This is a genomic window from Streptomyces sp. CA-181903 (genome assembly GCF_050937075.1).
GTDB lineage: Bacteria > Actinomycetota > Actinomycetes > Streptomycetales > Streptomycetaceae > Streptomyces.
Map to the genome: position 1 here is coordinate 6128175 of NZ_JBNJLY010000001.1, position 17723 is coordinate 6145897.

The following is a 17723-nucleotide window of genomic DNA, read 5'->3' on the forward strand; positions in this document are numbered from 1 at the left end:
GTCCGGCGGATCAGGCGTCCGCGCCCAGCCACAGGTCGGGGCCGAACACCTCGTAGTGCAGGTCCGCCGCCGCGACGCCCGCCGCCAGCAGCTGCGCCCGCGCCGCCCGCATGAAGGGGAGCGGGCCGCACAGGTACACCACGGCGTCGGCCGGGACGTCGATCGCGGACAGGTCCGCGTAGCCGGTGCGCCCGGCCGGCCACTCGCCCTCGGGGCGCTCGTACCAGAAGTGCGCCTCGGCGTCCGGCAGCTTCTCGACGAGCCGGAGCACGTCCTCCCGGAAGGCGTGGTCCGCCTCGCTGCGGTCGGCGTGGACGACGATCACGCGGCGGGTGGAGCCGGACGCGGCCAGGTGGGCGAGCATGCCGGCCATCGGGGTGCAGCCGATGCCCGCGGAGACGAGCACGACCGGACGGTCGCCCTCCTCCAGCACCACGTCGCCGAAGGGCAGGCTGACCCGGAGCTCCGCGCCCACGTCCACGTGGTCGTGGAGGTGGTTCGAGACCTCGCCCGCCGGGTCGCCCGGGACGCGCTTGACGGAGAACCGCAGGGCGTCGTCCGGCCGGCCGGAGAGGCTGTACTGGCGGATCTGCCGTGCGCCGTCGGGCAGTTCGACCCGGACGGAGACGTACTGGCCGGGCCGGCCGGCGGGCAGCTCCCGGCCGTCGAGCGGGCGGACCTCGAAGGTGGCGACGTCCGCGGTCTCCCGGTGGCGGGCCACGACGCGGCAGGGCACGAACACCTCGCCGGCCGGGACGCCCGCGCCCTCGTACAGCCGGGACTCCAGGGCGATCAGCGCGTTGGCCATCAGCCAGTAGACCTCGTCCCAGGCCGCGGCGACCTCGGGGGTCACCGCCTCGCCCAGGACCTCGACTATCGCGGCGAAGAGGTGCCGCTGGACCAGCTCGTACTGCTCCGCGGTGACGCCGAGCGCGGCGTGCTTGTGCGCGATACGGGACAGCATCGCGTCCGGCCGGACGTCCGGGTGCTCCACCAGCGCGGTGGCGAACGCGGCGATGGCGCCCGCGAGGGCCTGGCGCTGCGAGCCGTTGGCCTGGTTGCCGCGGTTGAAGAGGTCCCGCAGCAGGTCGGGACGCTCCGCGAACAGCTTGTCGTAGAAGAGCGGGGTGATCTCGCCGATGGCCCCGCCCACGGCGGGCAGGGTCGCGCGGACGATCTCGGTCGACTTCGGGGACAGCACGGCGGCTCCTTACGGTTCGCGCCCGGGATGGATAATGCGCATCCAGGACTCGTATTTCAGGGTGTGCGGGCGCCGCGTGGCGGGCGGCGCCGGGTCGTCGGGTCGGTGGTGTGGATCGGCTTGGACCGGGTCGGTTCGGCTTGGACCGGGCCGGTTCGAGTCGGGACGGGCCGGTTCGAGTCGGGCCGGGTGGGGTCCGGCCGGGTCAGCCGTCGGGCCTGGTGGTCAGGCTCAGCAGGACCGGCCCGGTGGGCTGCCGGACCAGGTCCTCAACGGTGATCGGGTCGAGCGCGGCGAAGAACGCCTCCTGCGCGTCGCGCAGCGCCCCCCGCAGGCGGCAGGCCCCACGCAGCGGGCATGGCGGATCGTCCTCGCAGCCGACGACGTCCCCCGCCCCCTCCAGGGCACGCACCAGCCGGCCCACCGAACCCGTCAGCCCCAGGGAGGTGAGCGCCAGCCCGCCACCCCGGCCCCTCCGGGTCTCCACGACCCCCAGGTGCGTCATACGGCTGACCACTTTGGCCGCGTGCGTATACGGCACCCCCACCGCGGCCGCCACCTCTCGGGTGGTCGGCGCGGCGGTCTCGATACCGCCGGACGTCACGGCCAGGCGCATGGCGATGCGCAGGGCGATGTCCGTGCTCTTGGTCAGTCGCACACTTGTACTCTACCTAATCGGACTTTCAGAGTCGTATTAGGGGGTGGTCGTGGGCGGTCCTGGGGGAGGCCCGGTCTGCCCGGCTGCCGTGTGGTCCTGCTGTCCCCCGGCGGCGGTCCGCGACGTGCGCCGCCACCCGCCGCGACGGGGTACGGGCGGGCGCCGGGGGTGCCGGTCCGGCGGCGCCGCGTGCGGGGCGGGCGGCGCACGTCGCGGACCGCGCCGGACGCGGGGCCCGCTGGCGGACCGGTCTCCCGCGCCGCCGGGACCGGCGAGGAGTTCCCAGCCGGTGGCCGGCGCCCCCGGGCGGCCATGCGTCGGCTCGCGGGTAGGGTGTCCGCGACCGGGACCGCTTCAGTGTCGGACCGGACCGGACCGGTGCGCGGCGCACGGTGCACGGTGTACGGCGCGGTGCGAAGAGGGCCGTCGGACGCGAGCGGCCGGTGATCCGGCGTCACGTCCGCGCGGTGCCCCGGCGTGCCGGCGCGGGCCGGGCCGCCGTTCCGCCGACCATCCACCGCCGACCGCCGACCGCCGACCGCCGCCGCCCACCCGCACCCCCCCGTCTGACACCGCGTGCGGCGGAACGGCCGCTCGGACGGCCCCCGTTCGATACGTGCGGCCGAGTGACGGCCGGTACCAGTGGTTCGCCTAAAGCCTCGTGAGATTGACAGACGGTCATCACGGGGCGAGTCTGACTGCCGTGTTCGACGGCCCCCGGCGACGTTTCCCGGGGCGCGGTCGGCCTGGAACCATCACCGATTCTCCGGAGGCAGTAGTGGCAGACGCAGGCGCACACGGCGGGCGGTACGGCAAGGTGCTGGCGGCGGTCGGCGCGGCCACGGCCCTGGCGGCGGGGGCCGCCGCCCCCGCCACGGCCGCCACCCCGGCCCACGGCGGCGAGCGCTACGTCGCCCTCGGCGACTCGTACACCTCCGCGCCCGGCGTACCCACCCAGAGCGGCGGTGACTGCGCCCGCTCCAGCGTCAACTACCCGTCGCTCACCGCGAAGGCGCTGCACCAGAAGTCGTTCAGGGACGTCAGCTGCAGCGGCGCCAAGACCGACGACATGTGGCGCGCGCAGGGCGCCAACGCCCCGCAGCTGAACGCCCTCGGCAAGAAGACCCGCCTGGTCACCCTCGGCATCGGCGGCAACGACATCGGCTTCGGCGAGATCATCGGCGCCTGCGCCCAGCTCTCCGTCTCCGACCCGGCCGGCGCCCCGTGCCGCAAGAAGTACACCGCGGCCGACGGCGGCGACCTGCTGAACAAGCGCATCGCCGACGCCGCCCCCAAGGTCGCCCGCGTCCTCAAGGCCGTCCACCAGCGCGCCCCGCACGCCCGCGTCGTCCTCGTCGGCTACCCGTCGATCATGCCGGACAGCGGTGTCGGCTGCTTCCCGAACGTCCCGATCGCCGCCGGGGACACGTCGTACCTGCGCGACACCGAGAAGAAGCTCAACGCCATGCTGAAGCAGCAGGCGCGCAAGGCGCACGTCCGGTACGCCGACACCTACCGCGCGACCGTCGGTCACGACGTCTGCCGCCCGCAGGCCGACCGCTGGATCGAGGGGGCCCAGCCCGCCCGTCCGGCCGCGCCCTTCCACCCGAACGCCGACGGCGAGCGGGCGATGGCCAAGCCGGTGATCACTCAGGCGCGAGGCCGTTGAGCGGAAGTCCGTACGACATCTGAACGGAAGTCCGAGCGGCAGCCGTGTCGCGCCCTGTCGGCGGAGGGGGCCTGCGAGTAGGGTCCGGGGCCTCTCAGCCGACAGGGAGGTACCCATGGCAAGACCGCCAGCGCGCCGGCGAACGACCGTGCTCTGCGCGACGGCCGCTCTCGTGGCCGGACTCGGAATCATGCCGGCCGCCGCTCAGGCCGGCCCCGACACCGCTCAAGGCGCCGGCCGCGGCCCCGCCAAGACCCCGCTGGCGGTGGGCCGCGGCGGTGCCGTCGCGAGCGTCGACGCCGACGCCTCCGCCGCCGGCATCGAGGTGCTCAAGGGCGGTGGCAACGCCGTCGACGCGGCGGTGGCCACCGCCGCCGCCCTCGGCGTCACCGAGCCGTACTCCGGGGGCATCGGCGGTGGCGGCTACTTCGTCTACTACGACGCGAAGGCCCGCAAGGTCTTCACCATCGACGGCCGCGAGCGGGCGCCGCTGAGCGCGGACAAGAACCTGTTCGTCGAGAAGGGGCACGCGATCCCCTTCGAGGAGGCCGTCACCAGCGGCCGGAGCGTCGGCGTCCCCGGCGCCCCCGCCACCTGGGAGGCGGCGCTGCGGTCCTGGGGCAGCCGATCGCTCGGCCAGGTGCTGAAGCCCGCCGAGCGGCTGGCCCGCAAGGGTTTCACCGTCGACGAGACCTTCCGGCAGCAGACCGCCGACAACGAGCGGCGCTTCCGCGACTTCCCCGCCACCGCCCGCCTGTTCCTCCCGGGCGGGAAGCTCCCGGCCGTCGGCTCCACGCTCAGGAACCCCGACCTCGCCCGCACCTACGAGCTGGTGGGCAAGCGGGGCATCGGCGCGATGTACGGCGGCGAGGTGGGGCGCGACGTCGTCCGTACCGTCCGCAAGCCCCCCGTCGCCTCCGGCGCGCACCGCGTCGTACGCGCCGGTGACCTGACCCAACGCGACCTGCGTGCGTACACCGTCAAGCGCCCGGGCCCCACCCACACCACCTACCGGGGGCTCGACGTCTACGGGATGGGCCCCTCGGCCTCCGGCGGGATCGCCGTCGCCGAGGCGCTGAACGTCCTGGAGAAGAGCGACCTCCGCAAGCTCGACGACAAGACGTACCTGCACCGCTACCTGGAGGCGAGCCGGATCGCGTTCGCCGACCGCAACCGGTGGATCGGCGACCCCGCGCAGGAGAAGGTGCCCACGGCGGCGCTGACGTCGAAGCGGTTCGCGGCCTCGCGGGCCTGCCTGATCAAGGACAGCCGGGCGCTGACCAGCCCGCTCGCCCCCGGCGACCCCCGCCACCCCAAGCCCTGCGCCACGACGGGCCGGTCCGCCCCCACCCCGTACGAGGGGCAGCAGACCACCCATATGACGGTGGCCGACAAGTGGGGGAACGTCGTCTCGTACACCTTCACCATCGAGCAGACCGGCGGCAGCGGCATCACCGTGCCCGGCCGCGGCTTCCTGCTCAACAACGAGCTGACCGACTTCTCGTTCACCCCGGTCAGCCCGGGCGTCCACGACCCGAACCTGCCCGGCCCGGGCAAGCGCCCGCGCTCGTCGATCTCGCCGACGATCGTCCTCGACCACGGGAAGCTGAAGTTCGCGCTGGGCTCGCCGGGCGGCGCGACGATCATCACCACCGTGCTCCAGACGCTGCTCAACCACGTGGACCGCGGGATGCCGCTGGTCGACGCCATCGCCGCGCCGCGCGCCAGCCAGCGCAACGGCGCGACGACGGACGCGGAACAGGCGCTGTGGAACAGCTCCGTCCGCCGCCAACTGGAGGCGAAGGGACATGTGTTCAAGCTGAACCCGTCCTTCATCGGCGCCGCGACGGGCGTCGAACGGCTGCCGGACGGGCGGTGGCTGGCCGCCGCGGAGAAGGTGCGGCGCGGCGGCGGGTCCGCGATGGTGGTGCGGCCGGGGCGGTGAGCCGCGGCGGGATGGTGGGGTGCCTTGCCGGACCGGTGGGGCACCCAGCCGTGGCGGTTCGCCGGGCCGACGAGGCGTCTCGCCGGTCCGGCGGGGTGGCTCGCCACCGGACCGGTTGGCGTCTCGCCGGCCCGGTGGGGTGGCTCGTCATCGGTCCGGTGGGGCATCTCGCCGGGCGCCCCACCGGCCGCTAGGACCCCTGTGATCCGAGCAGCCGGAGGACCGCCTCCGCCGTATCGGTCTCGCCCAGCAGCGGGAACACCCGCTCGACGGCATTCCGGTGCCGCTCCGGGTCGACGTCCGTGACCGCGTCCGTCACCACCGTCACGTGGTACCCGTGCTCGTGCGCGGCGCGGGCCGTGGACTCCACGCCCATGCCGGTGGCGATCCCGGCCAGGACGAGCTGGGTGACGCCGAGCCGGCGCAGCCGGTCGTCGAGGCCGGTGTCGTGGAAGGCGCCCCAGGTGCGCTTGGAGACGACGATGTCGTCGTCCGCGCGGCCGAGTTCGGGACGGAGGTCCGCGAAGTCGGCGGGGCGTTCGCCCGAGCGGTGCCCGGCTTCCGTACGGCCGGGTGCCGCGCCGACGACGCGGACCAGGACGACGGGGAGGCCGCGGGCGCGGAAGGACGCGGCCAGTTCGGCGGCGCGGGCGACGATCTCGTCGGCGGGGTGCCTGGTCGGAAGGGCGGTGATGCCCTTCTGGAGGTCGACGAGGACGAGGGCGGTCTGCGGGTCGAGCGCGGTGGCAGGCATATCCTCACCCTAGGCACCACACAGACAAACTGACAAGGTTTCCTGTTTAGTGTCAGCGGCATCCAAAGGTCGCGTCGGTCTTGCCTCGGCGGGTGCCGGGTCATACGGTCGCAGGCACGCGGATCTTCGCGCGTAGCTCGGCATTCCGCATGCCCCGCTTCCCGTGTGCCCGGCATCGCGCATGCCCGGCGTCGCGGGGTCCGGCACGCGGAGTCCGGCATCACGTCCCGGCGGAGGAGCAGCTCATGACCACAGTTGTGCGCGCCGCACTGGTCCAGGCCGGCTGGACCGGTGACACCGAATCGATGATCGCCAAACACGAGGAGCACGCCCGCGCCGCCGCCGCGCAGGGTGCCCGGGTGATCGGCTTCCAGGAAGTCTTCAACGCCCCCTACTTCTGCCAGGTCCAGGAGAGCGAGCACTACCGCTGGGCCGAACCGGTCCCCGACGGGCCGACCGTGCGCCGGATGAGCGAACTCGCCCGGGAGACGGGCATGGTGATCGTCGTGCCGGTCTTCGAGGTCGAGCAGTCCGGCTTCTACTACAACACCGCCGCCGTCATCGACGCCGACGGCAGCTACCTCGGCAAGTACCGCAAGCACCACATCCCGCAGGTCAAGGGCTTCTGGGAGAAGTACTACTTCAAACCCGGCAACCTCGGCTGGCCGGTCTTCGACACCGCCGTCGGCCGGGTCGGCGTCTACATCTGCTACGACCGGCACTTCCCGGAGGGCTGGCGGCAACTCGGCCTGGCCGGCGCCCAGCTCGTCTACAACCCCTCGGCCACCTCCCGCGGCCTCTCCGCGCACCTCTGGAAGCTCGAACAGCCCGCCGCCGCCGTCGCCAACGAGTACTTCGTCGCCGCGATCAACCGCGTCGGGCGGGAGGAGTACGGCGACAACGACTTCTACGGCACGTCGTACTTCGTCGACCCGCGCGGGCAGTTCGTCGGCGACGTCGCCAGCGACACGAAGGAGGAACTGGTCGTCCGGGACCTGGACTTCGGGCTGATCGACGAGGTCCGGCAGCAGTGGGCGTTCTACCGGGACCGGCGCCCCGACGCGTACGATGGGCTGGTGCGGCCGTGAGCGGCGGAGCGGCCGGGGCCGTTGGGGACAGCGGTATGGGCGGTGCGAGCGGCACGAGTGGTACAAGCGGCACGAGTGGTATGGGCAGTGCGGGCAGTAAGGGGAGCACGAGCGGGGGGCCGGGGCCGGGGCCGGGGTCGGAGTCCGTCCCAGGCCCTGTGGTCACCCCCGGCCTCCACGCCCGCCACCGGGCCGTCCTCCCCGCCTGGCTGTCCCTCTACTACGCCGAGCCCATCGAACTCACCCACGGCGAGGGCCGGTACGTCTGGGACGCCGAGGGCCGCCGCTACCTCGACTTCTTCGGCGGCATCCTCACCACCATGACCGCCCACGCGCTCCCCGAGGTCACCAAGGCGGTCGCCGACCAGGCCGGCCGGATCCTCCACACGTCCACCCTCTACCTCGACCGGCACATGGTCGAACTGGCCGAGCGCGTAGCGGCGCTGAGCGGCATCCCCGACGCCCGCGTCTTCTTCACCACCTCCGGCACCGAGGCCAACGACGCCGCGCTGCTGCTGGCCACGACGTACCGGCGGTCCAACCAGATCCTGGCCATGCGCAACAGCTACCACGGCCGCTCCTTCTCCACCGTGGGCATCACCGGCAATACCGCTTGGTCGCCCACCAGTCTGTCGCCGCTCCAGACGCTGTACGTGCACGGCGCCGTACGCTCCCAGGGGCCGTACGCGCACCTCTCCGACGCGGCGTTCACCGCCGCCTGCGTCCGCGACCTGGAGGACATGCTCGGGCAGGCGCACGGGACGGTGGCCGCGCTGATCGCCGAACCGGTGCAGGGCGTCGGCGGGTTCACCGCGCCGCCCGACGGGCTCTACGCGGCCTTCCGCGAAGTCCTGAACCGGCACGGCATCCTCTGGATCAGCGACGAGGTGCAGACCGGCTGGGGCCGCACCGGCGACCACTTCTGGGGCTGGCAGGCCCACGCCGAGAACGGCCCGCCCGACCTGCTCACCTTCGCCAAGGGCATCGGCAACGGCATGTCCGTCGGCGGCGTCGTCGCCCGCGCGGAGGTGATGGACTGCCTGGAGGCCAACTCCATCTCCACCTTCGGCGGCAGCCCGGTCACCATGGCGGCCGGCCTCGCCAACCTCACCCACCTCCTCGAACACGACCTCCAGGGCAACGCCCGGCGCGTCGGCGGCCTGCTGACCGAACGGCTCCGGGCCGTCGCCGCCGGCCTGCCGGTGGTCCGGGAGGTACGCGGCCGGGGCCTGATGATCGGCGTCGAGCTCACCTCGTCCGACGCCACGGGAGCGGCCCTCGAACGGGCCCGGGAGGAGGGCCTGTTGATCGGCAAGGGCGGCCGGGACGGCACCGTCCTGCGTATCGCCCCGCCGCTGAGCCTGACCGTCGCGGAGGCGGAGGAGGGCGCGGCGGCGCTGGAACGGGCGCTGCGGCGGGTGCAGGACGAGTCGGGGAAGGGGGAGCGCCCGTGACCAGGGTCCTCGTCAAGGGCGGCCTCGTCGTCACCGCCGCCGAGGAGACGTACGCCGACGTCCTCGTCGAGGACGGGAAGGTGGCCGCGCTCGCGGCGGCCGGCAGCTCGGTCGCCCGGGGCTGGACGGCCGACCGGGTGATCGACGCGACCGGCAGGTACGTCGTGCCGGGCGGCGTGGACGCCCACACCCACTTCGACTTCCCCTTCGGCGGCACCTCCTCCTCCGACACCTTCGAGACCGGCACCCGGGCCGCCGCCTGGGGCGGCACCACGACCGTCGTCGACTTCGCGGTGCAGACGCGGGGCCGGGCGCTGCGCGAGGGGCTCGACGCGTGGCACGCCAAGGCGGAGGGCAAGTGCGCGGTCGACTACGCCTTCCACATGATCCTCTCCGATGTGAACGAGGACACCCTCAAGGAGATGGATCTCCTCGTGGGCGAAGGGCTGACGTCGTTCAAACTCTTCATGGCCTACCCGGGGGTGTTCTACAGCGACGACGGGCAGATCCTGCGGGCCATGCAGCGCGCCGCCGGGAACGGCGGACTGATCATGATGCACGCCGAGAACGGCATCGCGATCGACGTCCTCGTCCAACAGGCCCTGGCGGCGGGCAGGACGGCCCCCCGCTACCACGGCGAGGTCCGCAGGGCACTGCTGGAGGCGGAGGCCACACACCGCGCGATCCAGCTCGCGCGGGTCGCCGGCAGCCCGCTGTACGTCGTCCACGTCTCGGCGGAGGAGGCGGTCGCGGAGCTCGCGCGGGCCAGGGACGCGGGTCTGCCGGTCTTCGGCGAGACCTGCCCCCAGTACCTCTTCCTGTCGACCGACAACCTGGCGGAACCCGGTTTCGAGGGCGCGAAATACGTGTGCTCGACGCCGTTGCGGCCACGTGAGCACCAGGCGGCACTCTGGCGCGGGCTGCGCACGGACGACCTCCAGGTCGTCTCCACCGACCACTGCCCGTTCTGCTTCTCCGGCCAGAAGGAGCTGGGCCGGGGCGACTTCTCCAAGATCCCCAACGGCCTGCCGGGCGTGGAGCACCGGATGGACCTCCTCCACCAGGCGGTCGTCGAGGGCCGCATCTCCCGCCGCCGCTGGATCGAGCTCGCGTGCGCCGCGCCGGCCCGGATGTTCGGCCTCGCCCCGCACAAGGGCACCATCGCCCCCGGCGCCGACGCCGACCTCGTCGTCTACGACCCGCGGGCCACGCAGGTCCTCTCCGCCACCACGCACCACATGAACGTCGACTACTCGGCGTACGAGGGGAAGGAGATCACCGGCCGCGTCGAGACGGTCCTGTCCCGCGGCGAGATCGTCATCGACGAACGCCGGTTCACGGGCCGGACGGGCCACGGCCGCTACGTGCCGCGGACCACCTGCCAGTACCTCGGCTGATTCGCCTAAGGAGCGTTAGTTTTGGACTTCGGCCTCGTCCTGCAGACCGACCCGCCCGCCACCGCCGTCGTCGAGCTGATGCGCCGCGCCGAGCGCCGCGGCTTCCGGTACGGCTGGACGTTCGACTCCGCCGTGCTGTGGCAGGAACCGTTCGTCATTTACAGCCGCATCCTGGAACACACCGAACGGCTCGTCGTGGGACCGATGGTCACCAACCCCTCCACCCGCGCCCCGGAGGTCACGGCCTCCACTTTCGCCACGCTCAACGACATGTACGGCAACCGCACGGTCTGCGGCATCGGCCGCGGCGACTCGGCGATGCGGGTGGCGGGCCGCAGCCCCAACACCCTCGCCGCGCTGAGTGAATCGATGCGCGTCATCCGCGACCTGGCCGAGGGCCGCGAGACGGACGTCGGCGGCACACCGCTGCGCCTGCCCTGGGTACGCGACGGCCGGCTCCCGGTCTGGATGGCGGCCTACGGCCCGAAGGCCCTCGCCCTGGCCGGCCGCGAGGCCGACGGCTTCATCCTCCAGCTCGCCGACCCCTTCCTCACCGAGTGGATGGTCAAGGCGGTCCGCGACGCGGCGGAGAAGGCCGGCCGCGACCCGTCGTCCGTCACGGTCTGCGTCGCCGCCCCCGCGTACGTAGGGGACGACCTCGCCCACGCCCGCGAACAGTGCCGCTGGTTCGGCGGCATGGTCGGCAACCACGTCGCCGACCTCGTCACCCGCTACGGCGCCCACTCGGGCCTCGTCCCCGAGGCACTCACCGCGTACATCGAGCAACGCCAGGGCTACGACTACAGCCACCACGGCCGCGCGGGCAACCCGTCGACGGACTTCGTCCCGGACGAGATCGTCGACCGCTTCTGCCTCCTGGGCCCGGCGGACGCACACGTGGCGCGCCTGGAGGAACTACGGGCGCTGGGGGTGGACCAGTTCGCGGTGTACGCGATGCACGACGCGAAGGAGACGACGATCGACGCGTACGGGGAACGGGTGATCCCGGCGCTGGCGGGGCCGGCCTGACCCGACTCACCCGACCCGCCGCCGCCCTTCCTCGTACGCCTCCCGCGCGTCGAGCAGTTCGTCCCAATGCTCACCGGCCCAGGCGCAGGCAGCCTCCAACGGCCCGAGCAGGCTGCGCCCGAGCGGGGTCAAGTCGTACTCGACGCGCGGGAGAGCACCGGGGTACACCGTCCGCTCGACGAACCCGTCCCGCTCCAGCCCGCGCAGCGAGGCGGTGAGCACCTTGGGCGTGACGCGCCGCAGGGGAACCCGCAACTCGGAGAACCGCCGCGGCCCGCCCTCCAGACACCGAATGACCAAAGGCGCCCATTTATCCCCGAACCGGATCGGATTGAGCGAGGAAGGGCACAACTCGTCGAACATATCGGCAGGCAGGGGTTCCCTCATGGCGTCACGATAGCCGCACGCGGACCGGTATCCGGGAGGTAACCGGGCCGGTGGCTACGGTCGCGGCACAGGCCGGGGCGAAGGACTCCGGCCCGGCTGAGAGGCGTCCCCATGAACATCGTGATCTTCGGCGCGGGTGGCAGGGCAGGCCGTCAGGCGGTGGCGGAGGCAAGCCGCCGGGGCCACACCGTCACCGCCGTGGTCCGCGACCCGTCCCGCCACCGCGACCTGCCGCCGGGGGCCCGGGTGGAGGCGGGCGACGTGACGGACGAGGCGGCCGTGGCACACCTGGCCGCGGACCACGAGGCGGCGATCTCGGCGGCCGTCGACCTGTCCGGCAACCCGCACGACTTCTTCACGACGTCGACCCGGGCCCTGACCGAGGGCCTGCGAAAGGCGGGCGTCCCCCGCCTGACGGTCGTCGGCCTCGCCTCCGTCCTCCCGGGCCCCTCCGGCACCCCGCTGATGGACGAACCGGGCTACCCCAACGAATACCGCCCCTTCTACCTCGCCCACGCCACCGGCCTCGAACTCCTCCGCACCTCCACTCTGAACTGGACCTACGCGGCCCCGGCCGGCGACTTCGACCACGAGGGCGCGCCGACGGGGCGCTACCGCATCGCCGAACACGGCGACGCCGACGACCGCATCACGTACGCGGACTTCGCGCTGGGGCTGCTGGACGAGACCGAGCATGGTGGGGGCGGGGGCACGGTGAGCATCGCCGGGGTGTGACGTGAGCGGTCCGTACTGTCTCCTCACCGTGTCAGTACGAGCCCGCAACTGTACGCGCGGGCGTGCCCGATACCGTCCGACAGCGCGGTGACGAACGCCGTGGGGTCGACTACGGTAAGGGTGCCGCGCAGCTCGGCACGGGCGATCTTCAGCCCCTTGTGCGGGGCAGGGCTGGAGACCGCCGGAAGCAACCGTGCGGCGATGGCCTCGGCGTCCGTCGTGACACCGAACCGGCTGGGCTCCGTACCGCCGCCCAGATGTCGCACGACCCATTTCCGGACGCCCGCGGGCGTGGTATGGGCCACCCGCTTGCCGCGCCTCATCCGCCCGTCCGGGCCCGATTGCGGCTTCACATAGGTCGGGTTGACGACCGTCCGGAAGCCGATGCTTTCTCCGGCCCGGAAGGTGCGGTCGACGGTGATGAGATGCGGCTCGTCCCGGAGCGCCCTTTTGGGGATGTGGCTCCAGTCACCGGGGACCCTGGACTGGACGACCAGCACGAGGGCGGCGTTCTTCAGGTCGACGGTCCAGGTGGACAGGATGCCCATCTGGGCCCGCGGGTCCCGGCTGCCGTCGTCGACCCAGCCCTTGAAGCCGCTCATCACCGTGCGGTGCATGTCCTGGGCGTCGACGAGCGACTTGGCGGCGTAGGGGTGCCGCGCGTCGAGGGTCAGCACGGAGTGGGTGGCGACGAACCGGGCGGTCGCGGTACGGGTCTGGGCGGAGTCGGTCACAGGATGATGTCTTTCCACTGGGCGGCACCCGCGTCGATCGTGATGCGCCGGCGGGCCTCCCAGCGAGTGGTGTGCTCGGGCCGCAGCGCGTCGAAGCTCACCGGCTGGTCCTGGACGGGTGTGGCGCCGCGTTCGGAGGGCGGAACCTGGAACCACGCCCAGGGCCTGCGCGTCGGGTCTGTGTCGTCGTGGGCGACCGGCAGGAGCCGGTGGGTGCGGAACGCGGTGTCCAGGTCACCAGGGACGACCCGGAGGCCGAGGGTTCCGGACGGGGGGCAGGCCTTGCGCCCCAGCCACAGCAGACGCCGCGGGTGTTCGAGCGCCTGCCGCACGGTCTCCAGGAACTCCTTGCTGCCGTGCTGGAGCCCCACGAGGAACGTCGCGTCCGCGAGGTACCACCGCTCGGTGATGAGGGCGGAACGGGTCAGCTCTCCGGAGACCAGCGCACCGGAGTGCGGATCAGCGGCGATCTTCTTGGGCGCGCCGTACCAGTCGCTGAGCGTGTGGTGGCCGAACCGGTCACCGGTGGCCGCGTCGAGGCTCGCCGAGACGGCGGCGGCTCGCCGGTGATCGGTGATGAGGTCGCGTGGGCGCAGCGGATAGGACCCTGCGCCGACGGTGTGGTAGTCCCGGACGGGGATGCCGGGGTGGTCGGCGCGCACGGCGAAGACGGTGCGGGCGAGTTCGCCGAAGACGGTGGTCTTTCCCGGCTGGGCTGTTTTCGTGGACTGCTCGGACTCTTCCAGCCCCATGGACCTCGGTAGCCCCAGAGCGGCTGCGCACATGCCGATCACAGCCGACTTTGAAGGCCGGCTGTGCGAGTCGCGGCGGGCGGCGAAACGGGAGGCCGTGCCCCACGACTGCAGGGGCCCGGCCAGCCGGATGAGCAGGACGTGCGTCACGAGAGCAGCCCTTTGACTGTGTGAACCCGGCCGGCGTCCAGTGTGCCGAGCTCAGCGAGGAGCTCGTCGAGCAGCGTGTCGACCTGCGGGTCGTAGGTGAGGAGCCGGGACGTACGGATGTCGGGGCGGCGCTCGTCCACGTACGCGTGGTGCCGGAGCAGCCGCTTCACCCCGGCGAGCCCGGCGGGCCCCTCACCCCCCTTGTCCTCCGGGTTCTCGTCAACGGGCTTCTGGAAGGCGGCGGCGTAGTTGTACGGGCGCTCACCCTCGAAGGCGAGGACCAGGGCGGGTAGCGAGCCGGTGGAGGCCGTCGAGTTCTTCTTCGCCTCGGGGAACGCCTCCACGAAGGCGGTCACGAACTCCTCCTCGGCGGCGGCGACCGCCTCCACCGCTTCCTCGACGGACATGCCCGCGGCCCGGAGATTGACCTCCAGCTGGCGGCGGTCGAGCACGGCGTGCCGGTAGAAGGTGCCCGAGATGAGCGACTGGTACCCGGTCATGCCGGCGCCCGCGTCGTCCGCCGCGTCCAGGAAGTCCAGCGCGTTCTTCTTCCGCTCCAGCTTGGCGTCGTCGGCCGCGGCGTAGAAGTCGTCGACCTGCTCGGCCTCGTGGATGGTGAACGAGTGGGCGCTCTGCACGGCACCGTCCACGTTGGGGGAGTCGGCGATCTCGGCCAGGAAGCGGCCGTAGAGGGCGATGTCGATGGCGTCGCGGGGGGCCAGCGCGGTGAGTACGGCGGCGCGCGTCTCCCGGGGCAGCGGGGGCAGGTTCTTGCCCGAGGCCGTCTCGCTCTCTCCGTCCTCCGGTTGCTCGGCCGCCTTACGCGTGCCGCGCTTGGGCTTGGCCGTGGCGGCCTGCGCGGCGAGGTACTCGTCCCGCCACCTGAGCAGCCCGTCGGCCTCGGCTGCGATGTGCGCGGCGATCCGCTCACCGGTGTCGGCGGGTGCGAACAGCAGCACCTTGGTGAGGTTGGCGACGGTCTTCTTCGACGGGTCGCCGAACTTCAGCCCGGTGGCTTCCAGTACGGCGCGGGCCATCGAGACGGCCTCGTCCCGCTCCCAGCCGTGGGCCGCCTCCAGTGCCTTCGCGGTGAGCAGGGCCCACTCCCTCGTCCGCAGGCCGGTGGTCCGCCCCGCGAGCGGCCCCACCCCGGCGTTGGCCCGGTTGCGGGCGTGGACGCGTTCGGCGCGACGGCGTGCCTGGCTGGTGATCATGTGGCGCTCGACGCCGCCGTAAACGATGCTTTTGGGGGCATTGTTCTCGTCTCGTACGGGCAATACGGCGACGAGAGTCTCCAGCAGGTGGAGTGAGAGGAACTGACCGCGCGACGCGGGGACATCGGTCACGAACTGCTGCCCTTCTGAGTGGTTTTCCTGCCGGTTTCGTACGGCGCGTGGAAGTCGACCGCCCACTTGTAGGCGATGCGGGCCTTCCGGTCGTGCCAGCGCGTGAGGTCGTCGACGAGTTCCGTCCAGGAAGGCGGCGCCTGCTCGCACGCCCGCAGTCGCGCGATCGCGTGCTGGAGGTGCCGCCAGGGGACGCGGCGGCTGGTCACGATGCGGTCGACCAGCCGGGTCGCACCGGGGTCGTTGGGGCCCCGGCCCATGGGGCTGCCGATGCGGCGCATGGCCTTGCCCAGGTTGCCGTGGCCGGCCGCCGGCCTGCTCACCCCCGGTGATACAACGCGAACAGGAAGGCGACCTGCTCGTATATCTCCCTCTCGCCCGTCTCCCTGTCGGACTGCGGCACATACCATCCAGCTCTGATGTGCGCGTTGGTCTTCGTGTCGGTGCGCCGGAGCTGGGCGAGTTCACCGTAATCCCGGTTGCGTACGAGGGAGGTGAGCCAGGCCACGAGCTGAGCGCTGCCCGTCTGGCCGTCGCTCGTCATCGCGGCTTCGGGCTCGGTCGCGCTGCTCATGTTTCCCCTCTCTTGAGGTCGTCCGGCGCCTGCGGCCCTCTGATCTCGGCGTCGAAGCGTTGCAGGGCCGCGGCACGGGCCCGCAGGCCCTGGGCGTTCCGGGGCAGTGAGTCGAGGCGCTTTTCCAGGGCGTCGCGGGCCATCGGGACGAGGCGTTCCACGTACTCGTCCATGCAGTCGGTCACCAGGTGTCCGTCGGCGACGTCCAGGAGCATGGTGTGGAAGGGCTCCTCCGTTGCCTTCCACTGCTCGCCACGTGCGTCGAAGCGGGCGAGCTGCGCTTTCTTGTCGGCCGGCTTGGGGTTCGGATAGGCGATCTCCCATGCCGCGTATGCCGCCCGGTCAAGACTGCGGGCGATGTGCTCCGCCACCTCGGAACCGCGGGACGAGGCCTGGTAGAGAGCCGGTGCCATGCCGGGCGCGAAGGGGAAGACACTGCTGACCCAACTGATGGGCGTCGTCTTGTTGGAGACGAGCCCGACGGCCAGCAGGTCGATGGAGTGACGCTCGGGTTCCTTGGCTTTGGGCAGCTTTCCCAGCCGTCTGTAGAGCCCACCGGCCTTCTCTTCGACGGCGGCGTATAGGGCGTGGGCCTCATGCCACAGGTCGCGGGTGGCGGACGGCCAGAGGGGCTTCTTCTCACCCGTGCGCGTCACGGACATGACGGCGTCCTGGAGATGCAGCTCCGGATCCAGCGCCAGCAGCTCGCCGGCCCCGATGAGCACCCGGTCGACGGCCGCCGTGTCGCCGTCCTGTCCGGGGACCGGTCTGACGAGGATGGACCGCCCCAGGTAACTGTGCAGGTCCGCCGGTCCTGTGACCGCACGACCCTGCGGCTTGGCCGCGAAGCCCCGTCGCTTGATGGGGCCTTCGGTCCAGGTGAGGTTGAGGACGCCCGGTGCGTCGGTGGTCGGGGTGAGATTGAGACGCAGGGTGTCGGCGAGCGTCGGTCCCAGCGCGAGAACCCGGATCCGGCCCGCGAGACGGGTGGTCGCCAGATTGGTGATCGCGGGGCCGAGGGTTGCCTTGCCGGAGATCCGGGCGCGCCCGGAGAGACCGAACACGTGCTGGGTCAGCATGGCTCGGAAGGCGTCGGCGGCGGGGAGCGGGTCGGGGTGTTCGAGGTGGTGATGATCGGCGAACTGGTTGTAGTCACCGACGCGTTCGATGACGAGCTGGGCCGGGCCTGTCCCGTGCTTCTCCAGGAACTCTCCGAGGAGGACGTTCTGGCCGAGGGGGCGGGTGGGATGGAAGAGATCCCAGTCGTCGTCCGGTTGCCGCGCGAGCCACGAGACGGCTTCGGCGAGAGAGTGCTTCCCGAGGACCCATCGCGTCCACTCCTCGTCCGACGACGGGTAGGTGCGGGAGGCGTAGCAGATGGCGAGGAGGTACTCGACGAGGGCGACTTTCTCGCCGGGGGTGAGACCGCCGACGTCCTTCAACCGCTCGGCGTTCGCGAGCAGCTCGACGAGGTTCTGCTCGGTGACGCTGCCGTCTAGGGAGAGGGCACGGACGCAGGTGTGTTTGCGGGGGTCCCAGTGGGGGCGGGGGTGCTGTCGCTACCGCTGGGTCTCGCGGGTAAGTCGCGCAGGTGCATGCTTGTAGCCTCGATGGATTATGAGTCGTGCGTCCGATCGGAGAAAGCCGCTGATCTACCTGGCAGTTGACCGGCGAGCAGCGGCCTGTCGTTTGTTTTGTCCCCGGCAACGCGGGGAGTGGTGCAGCAGATGTGTCCGACGGTGCACCCCTGGCCAGCAGGGAGTGCCGGCCCCCGACTCCTGGGTCAGGTATTGTCCAAAGGGCCGGCCCACAGACTGCCATGCCCTGAGGCCGGGCCTCCTGACCGGGGG

Annotated in this window: 16 protein-coding genes and 1 pseudogene; 7 read left to right on the forward strand and 10 right to left on the reverse strand. The window is 72.1% G+C overall.

Annotation, left to right across the window (positions count from 1 at the left end):
• Positions 1-10: 10 nt before the first annotated feature.
• Complete coding sequence (locus tag ACQEVS_RS27270) at positions 11-1201, reverse strand: globin domain-containing protein (RefSeq protein WP_433024475.1); 1191 nt, start codon at positions 1199-1201, stop codon at positions 11-13.
• A 205-nt stretch (positions 1202-1406) separates the two neighbouring features.
• Entirely contained in the window at positions 1407-1859 is a 453-nt protein-coding gene (locus ACQEVS_RS27275) for an RrF2 family transcriptional regulator (RefSeq protein WP_433024477.1), read from the reverse strand.
• A 778-nt stretch (positions 1860-2637) separates the two neighbouring features.
• Between ACQEVS_RS27275 and ACQEVS_RS27280 the strand changes: the two genes are divergently transcribed.
• Together ACQEVS_RS27280 and ggt are read left to right on the forward strand one after the other, a co-directional pair.
• The gene (locus ACQEVS_RS27280) at positions 2638-3528 is read left to right on the forward strand and encodes an SGNH/GDSL hydrolase family protein (RefSeq protein ID WP_433024479.1); all 891 of its coding nucleotides are present in this window, start codon (positions 2638-2640) and stop codon (positions 3526-3528) included.
• A 115-nt stretch (positions 3529-3643) separates the two neighbouring features.
• Entirely contained in the window at positions 3644-5473 is a 1830-nt protein-coding gene (gene ggt, locus ACQEVS_RS27285) for a gamma-glutamyltransferase (RefSeq protein ID WP_433024481.1), read from the forward strand.
• A gap of 190 nt (positions 5474-5663) precedes the next feature.
• Here the strand turns inward: ggt and ACQEVS_RS27290 are convergent, their stop codons facing one another.
• Positions 5664-6227 (reverse strand): isochorismatase family protein, encoded by a 564-nt coding sequence (locus tag ACQEVS_RS27290; RefSeq protein WP_433024483.1) that lies wholly within the window; start codon positions 6225-6227, stop codon positions 5664-5666.
• A 245-nt stretch (positions 6228-6472) separates the two neighbouring features.
• Between ACQEVS_RS27290 and ACQEVS_RS27295 the strand changes: the two genes are divergently transcribed.
• The 4 genes from ACQEVS_RS27295 to ACQEVS_RS27310 all read left to right on the forward strand — a co-directional run bounded on the left by ACQEVS_RS27295 (position 6473) and on the right by ACQEVS_RS27310 (position 11195).
• On the forward strand, positions 6473-7315 hold the full coding sequence (locus tag ACQEVS_RS27295) for a nitrilase-related carbon-nitrogen hydrolase (RefSeq protein ID WP_433024485.1): 843 nt from the start codon (positions 6473-6475) through the stop codon (positions 7313-7315).
• Positions 7316-7473: 158 nt separating this feature from the next.
• Positions 7474-8769, forward strand: a complete 1296-nt coding sequence (locus ACQEVS_RS27300; protein WP_433024487.1) for an aspartate aminotransferase family protein — start codon at positions 7474-7476, stop codon at positions 8767-8769.
• On the forward strand, positions 8766-10166 hold the full coding sequence (gene hydA, locus ACQEVS_RS27305; protein ID WP_433024489.1) for a dihydropyrimidinase: 1401 nt from the start codon (positions 8766-8768) through the stop codon (positions 10164-10166). Before ACQEVS_RS27300 ends, hydA begins: the two co-directional genes overlap by 4 nt.
• Before the next feature lie 21 nt (positions 10167-10187).
• Positions 10188-11195, forward strand: a complete 1008-nt coding sequence (locus tag ACQEVS_RS27310) for a TIGR03842 family LLM class F420-dependent oxidoreductase (RefSeq protein ID WP_433024493.1) — start codon at positions 10188-10190, stop codon at positions 11193-11195.
• A 6-nt stretch (positions 11196-11201) separates the two neighbouring features.
• On the opposite strand, the gene ACQEVS_RS27315 is transcribed toward ACQEVS_RS27310, so the two are convergent.
• Positions 11202-11495, reverse strand: coding sequence for a winged helix-turn-helix transcriptional regulator (locus tag ACQEVS_RS27315; protein WP_433024495.1), 294 nt, complete (start codon positions 11493-11495; stop codon positions 11202-11204).
• A gap of 198 nt (positions 11496-11693) precedes the next feature.
• On the opposite strand from ACQEVS_RS27315, the gene ACQEVS_RS27320 reads away from it, so the two are divergent.
• The gene (locus ACQEVS_RS27320; RefSeq protein WP_433024497.1) at positions 11694-12317 is read left to right on the forward strand and encodes an NAD(P)-dependent oxidoreductase; all 624 of its coding nucleotides are present in this window, start codon (positions 11694-11696) and stop codon (positions 12315-12317) included.
• 23 nt (positions 12318-12340) lie between these two features.
• On the opposite strand, the gene ACQEVS_RS27325 is transcribed toward ACQEVS_RS27320, so the two are convergent.
• The 6 genes and pseudogenes from ACQEVS_RS27325 to ACQEVS_RS27350 all read right to left on the reverse strand — a co-directional run.
• On the reverse strand, positions 12341-13051 hold the full coding sequence (locus tag ACQEVS_RS27325) for a type I-E CRISPR-associated protein Cas6/Cse3/CasE (protein ID WP_433024499.1): 711 nt from the start codon (positions 13049-13051) through the stop codon (positions 12341-12343).
• Complete coding sequence (cas5, locus tag ACQEVS_RS27330) at positions 13048-13953, reverse strand: CRISPR-associated protein Cas5 (RefSeq protein ID WP_433024501.1); 906 nt, start codon at positions 13951-13953, stop codon at positions 13048-13050. The genes ACQEVS_RS27325 and cas5 overlap by 4 nt, the downstream gene beginning before the upstream one ends.
• The gene (locus tag ACQEVS_RS27335; RefSeq protein ID WP_433024503.1) at positions 13950-15299 is read right to left on the reverse strand and encodes a type I-E CRISPR-associated protein Cas7/Cse4/CasC; all 1350 of its coding nucleotides are present in this window, start codon (positions 15297-15299) and stop codon (positions 13950-13952) included. Before ACQEVS_RS27335 ends, cas5 begins: the two co-directional genes overlap by 4 nt.
• Positions 15296-15709, reverse strand: coding sequence for a type I-E CRISPR-associated protein Cse2/CasB (casB, locus tag ACQEVS_RS27340; protein WP_433024505.1), 414 nt, complete (start codon positions 15707-15709; stop codon positions 15296-15298). The genes ACQEVS_RS27335 and casB overlap by 4 nt, the downstream gene beginning before the upstream one ends.
• Entirely contained in the window at positions 15619-15873 is a 255-nt protein-coding gene (locus ACQEVS_RS27345) for a hypothetical protein (protein ID WP_433028196.1), read from the reverse strand. Before ACQEVS_RS27345 ends, casB begins: the two co-directional genes overlap by 91 nt.
• Positions 15870-17360, reverse strand: a pseudogene (locus ACQEVS_RS27350) (type I-E CRISPR-associated protein Cse1/CasA); the annotation flags it as partial. The pseudogene ACQEVS_RS27350 and the gene ACQEVS_RS27345, both read right to left, overlap by 4 nt.
• Between the last annotated feature and the right edge of the window lie 363 nt (positions 17361-17723).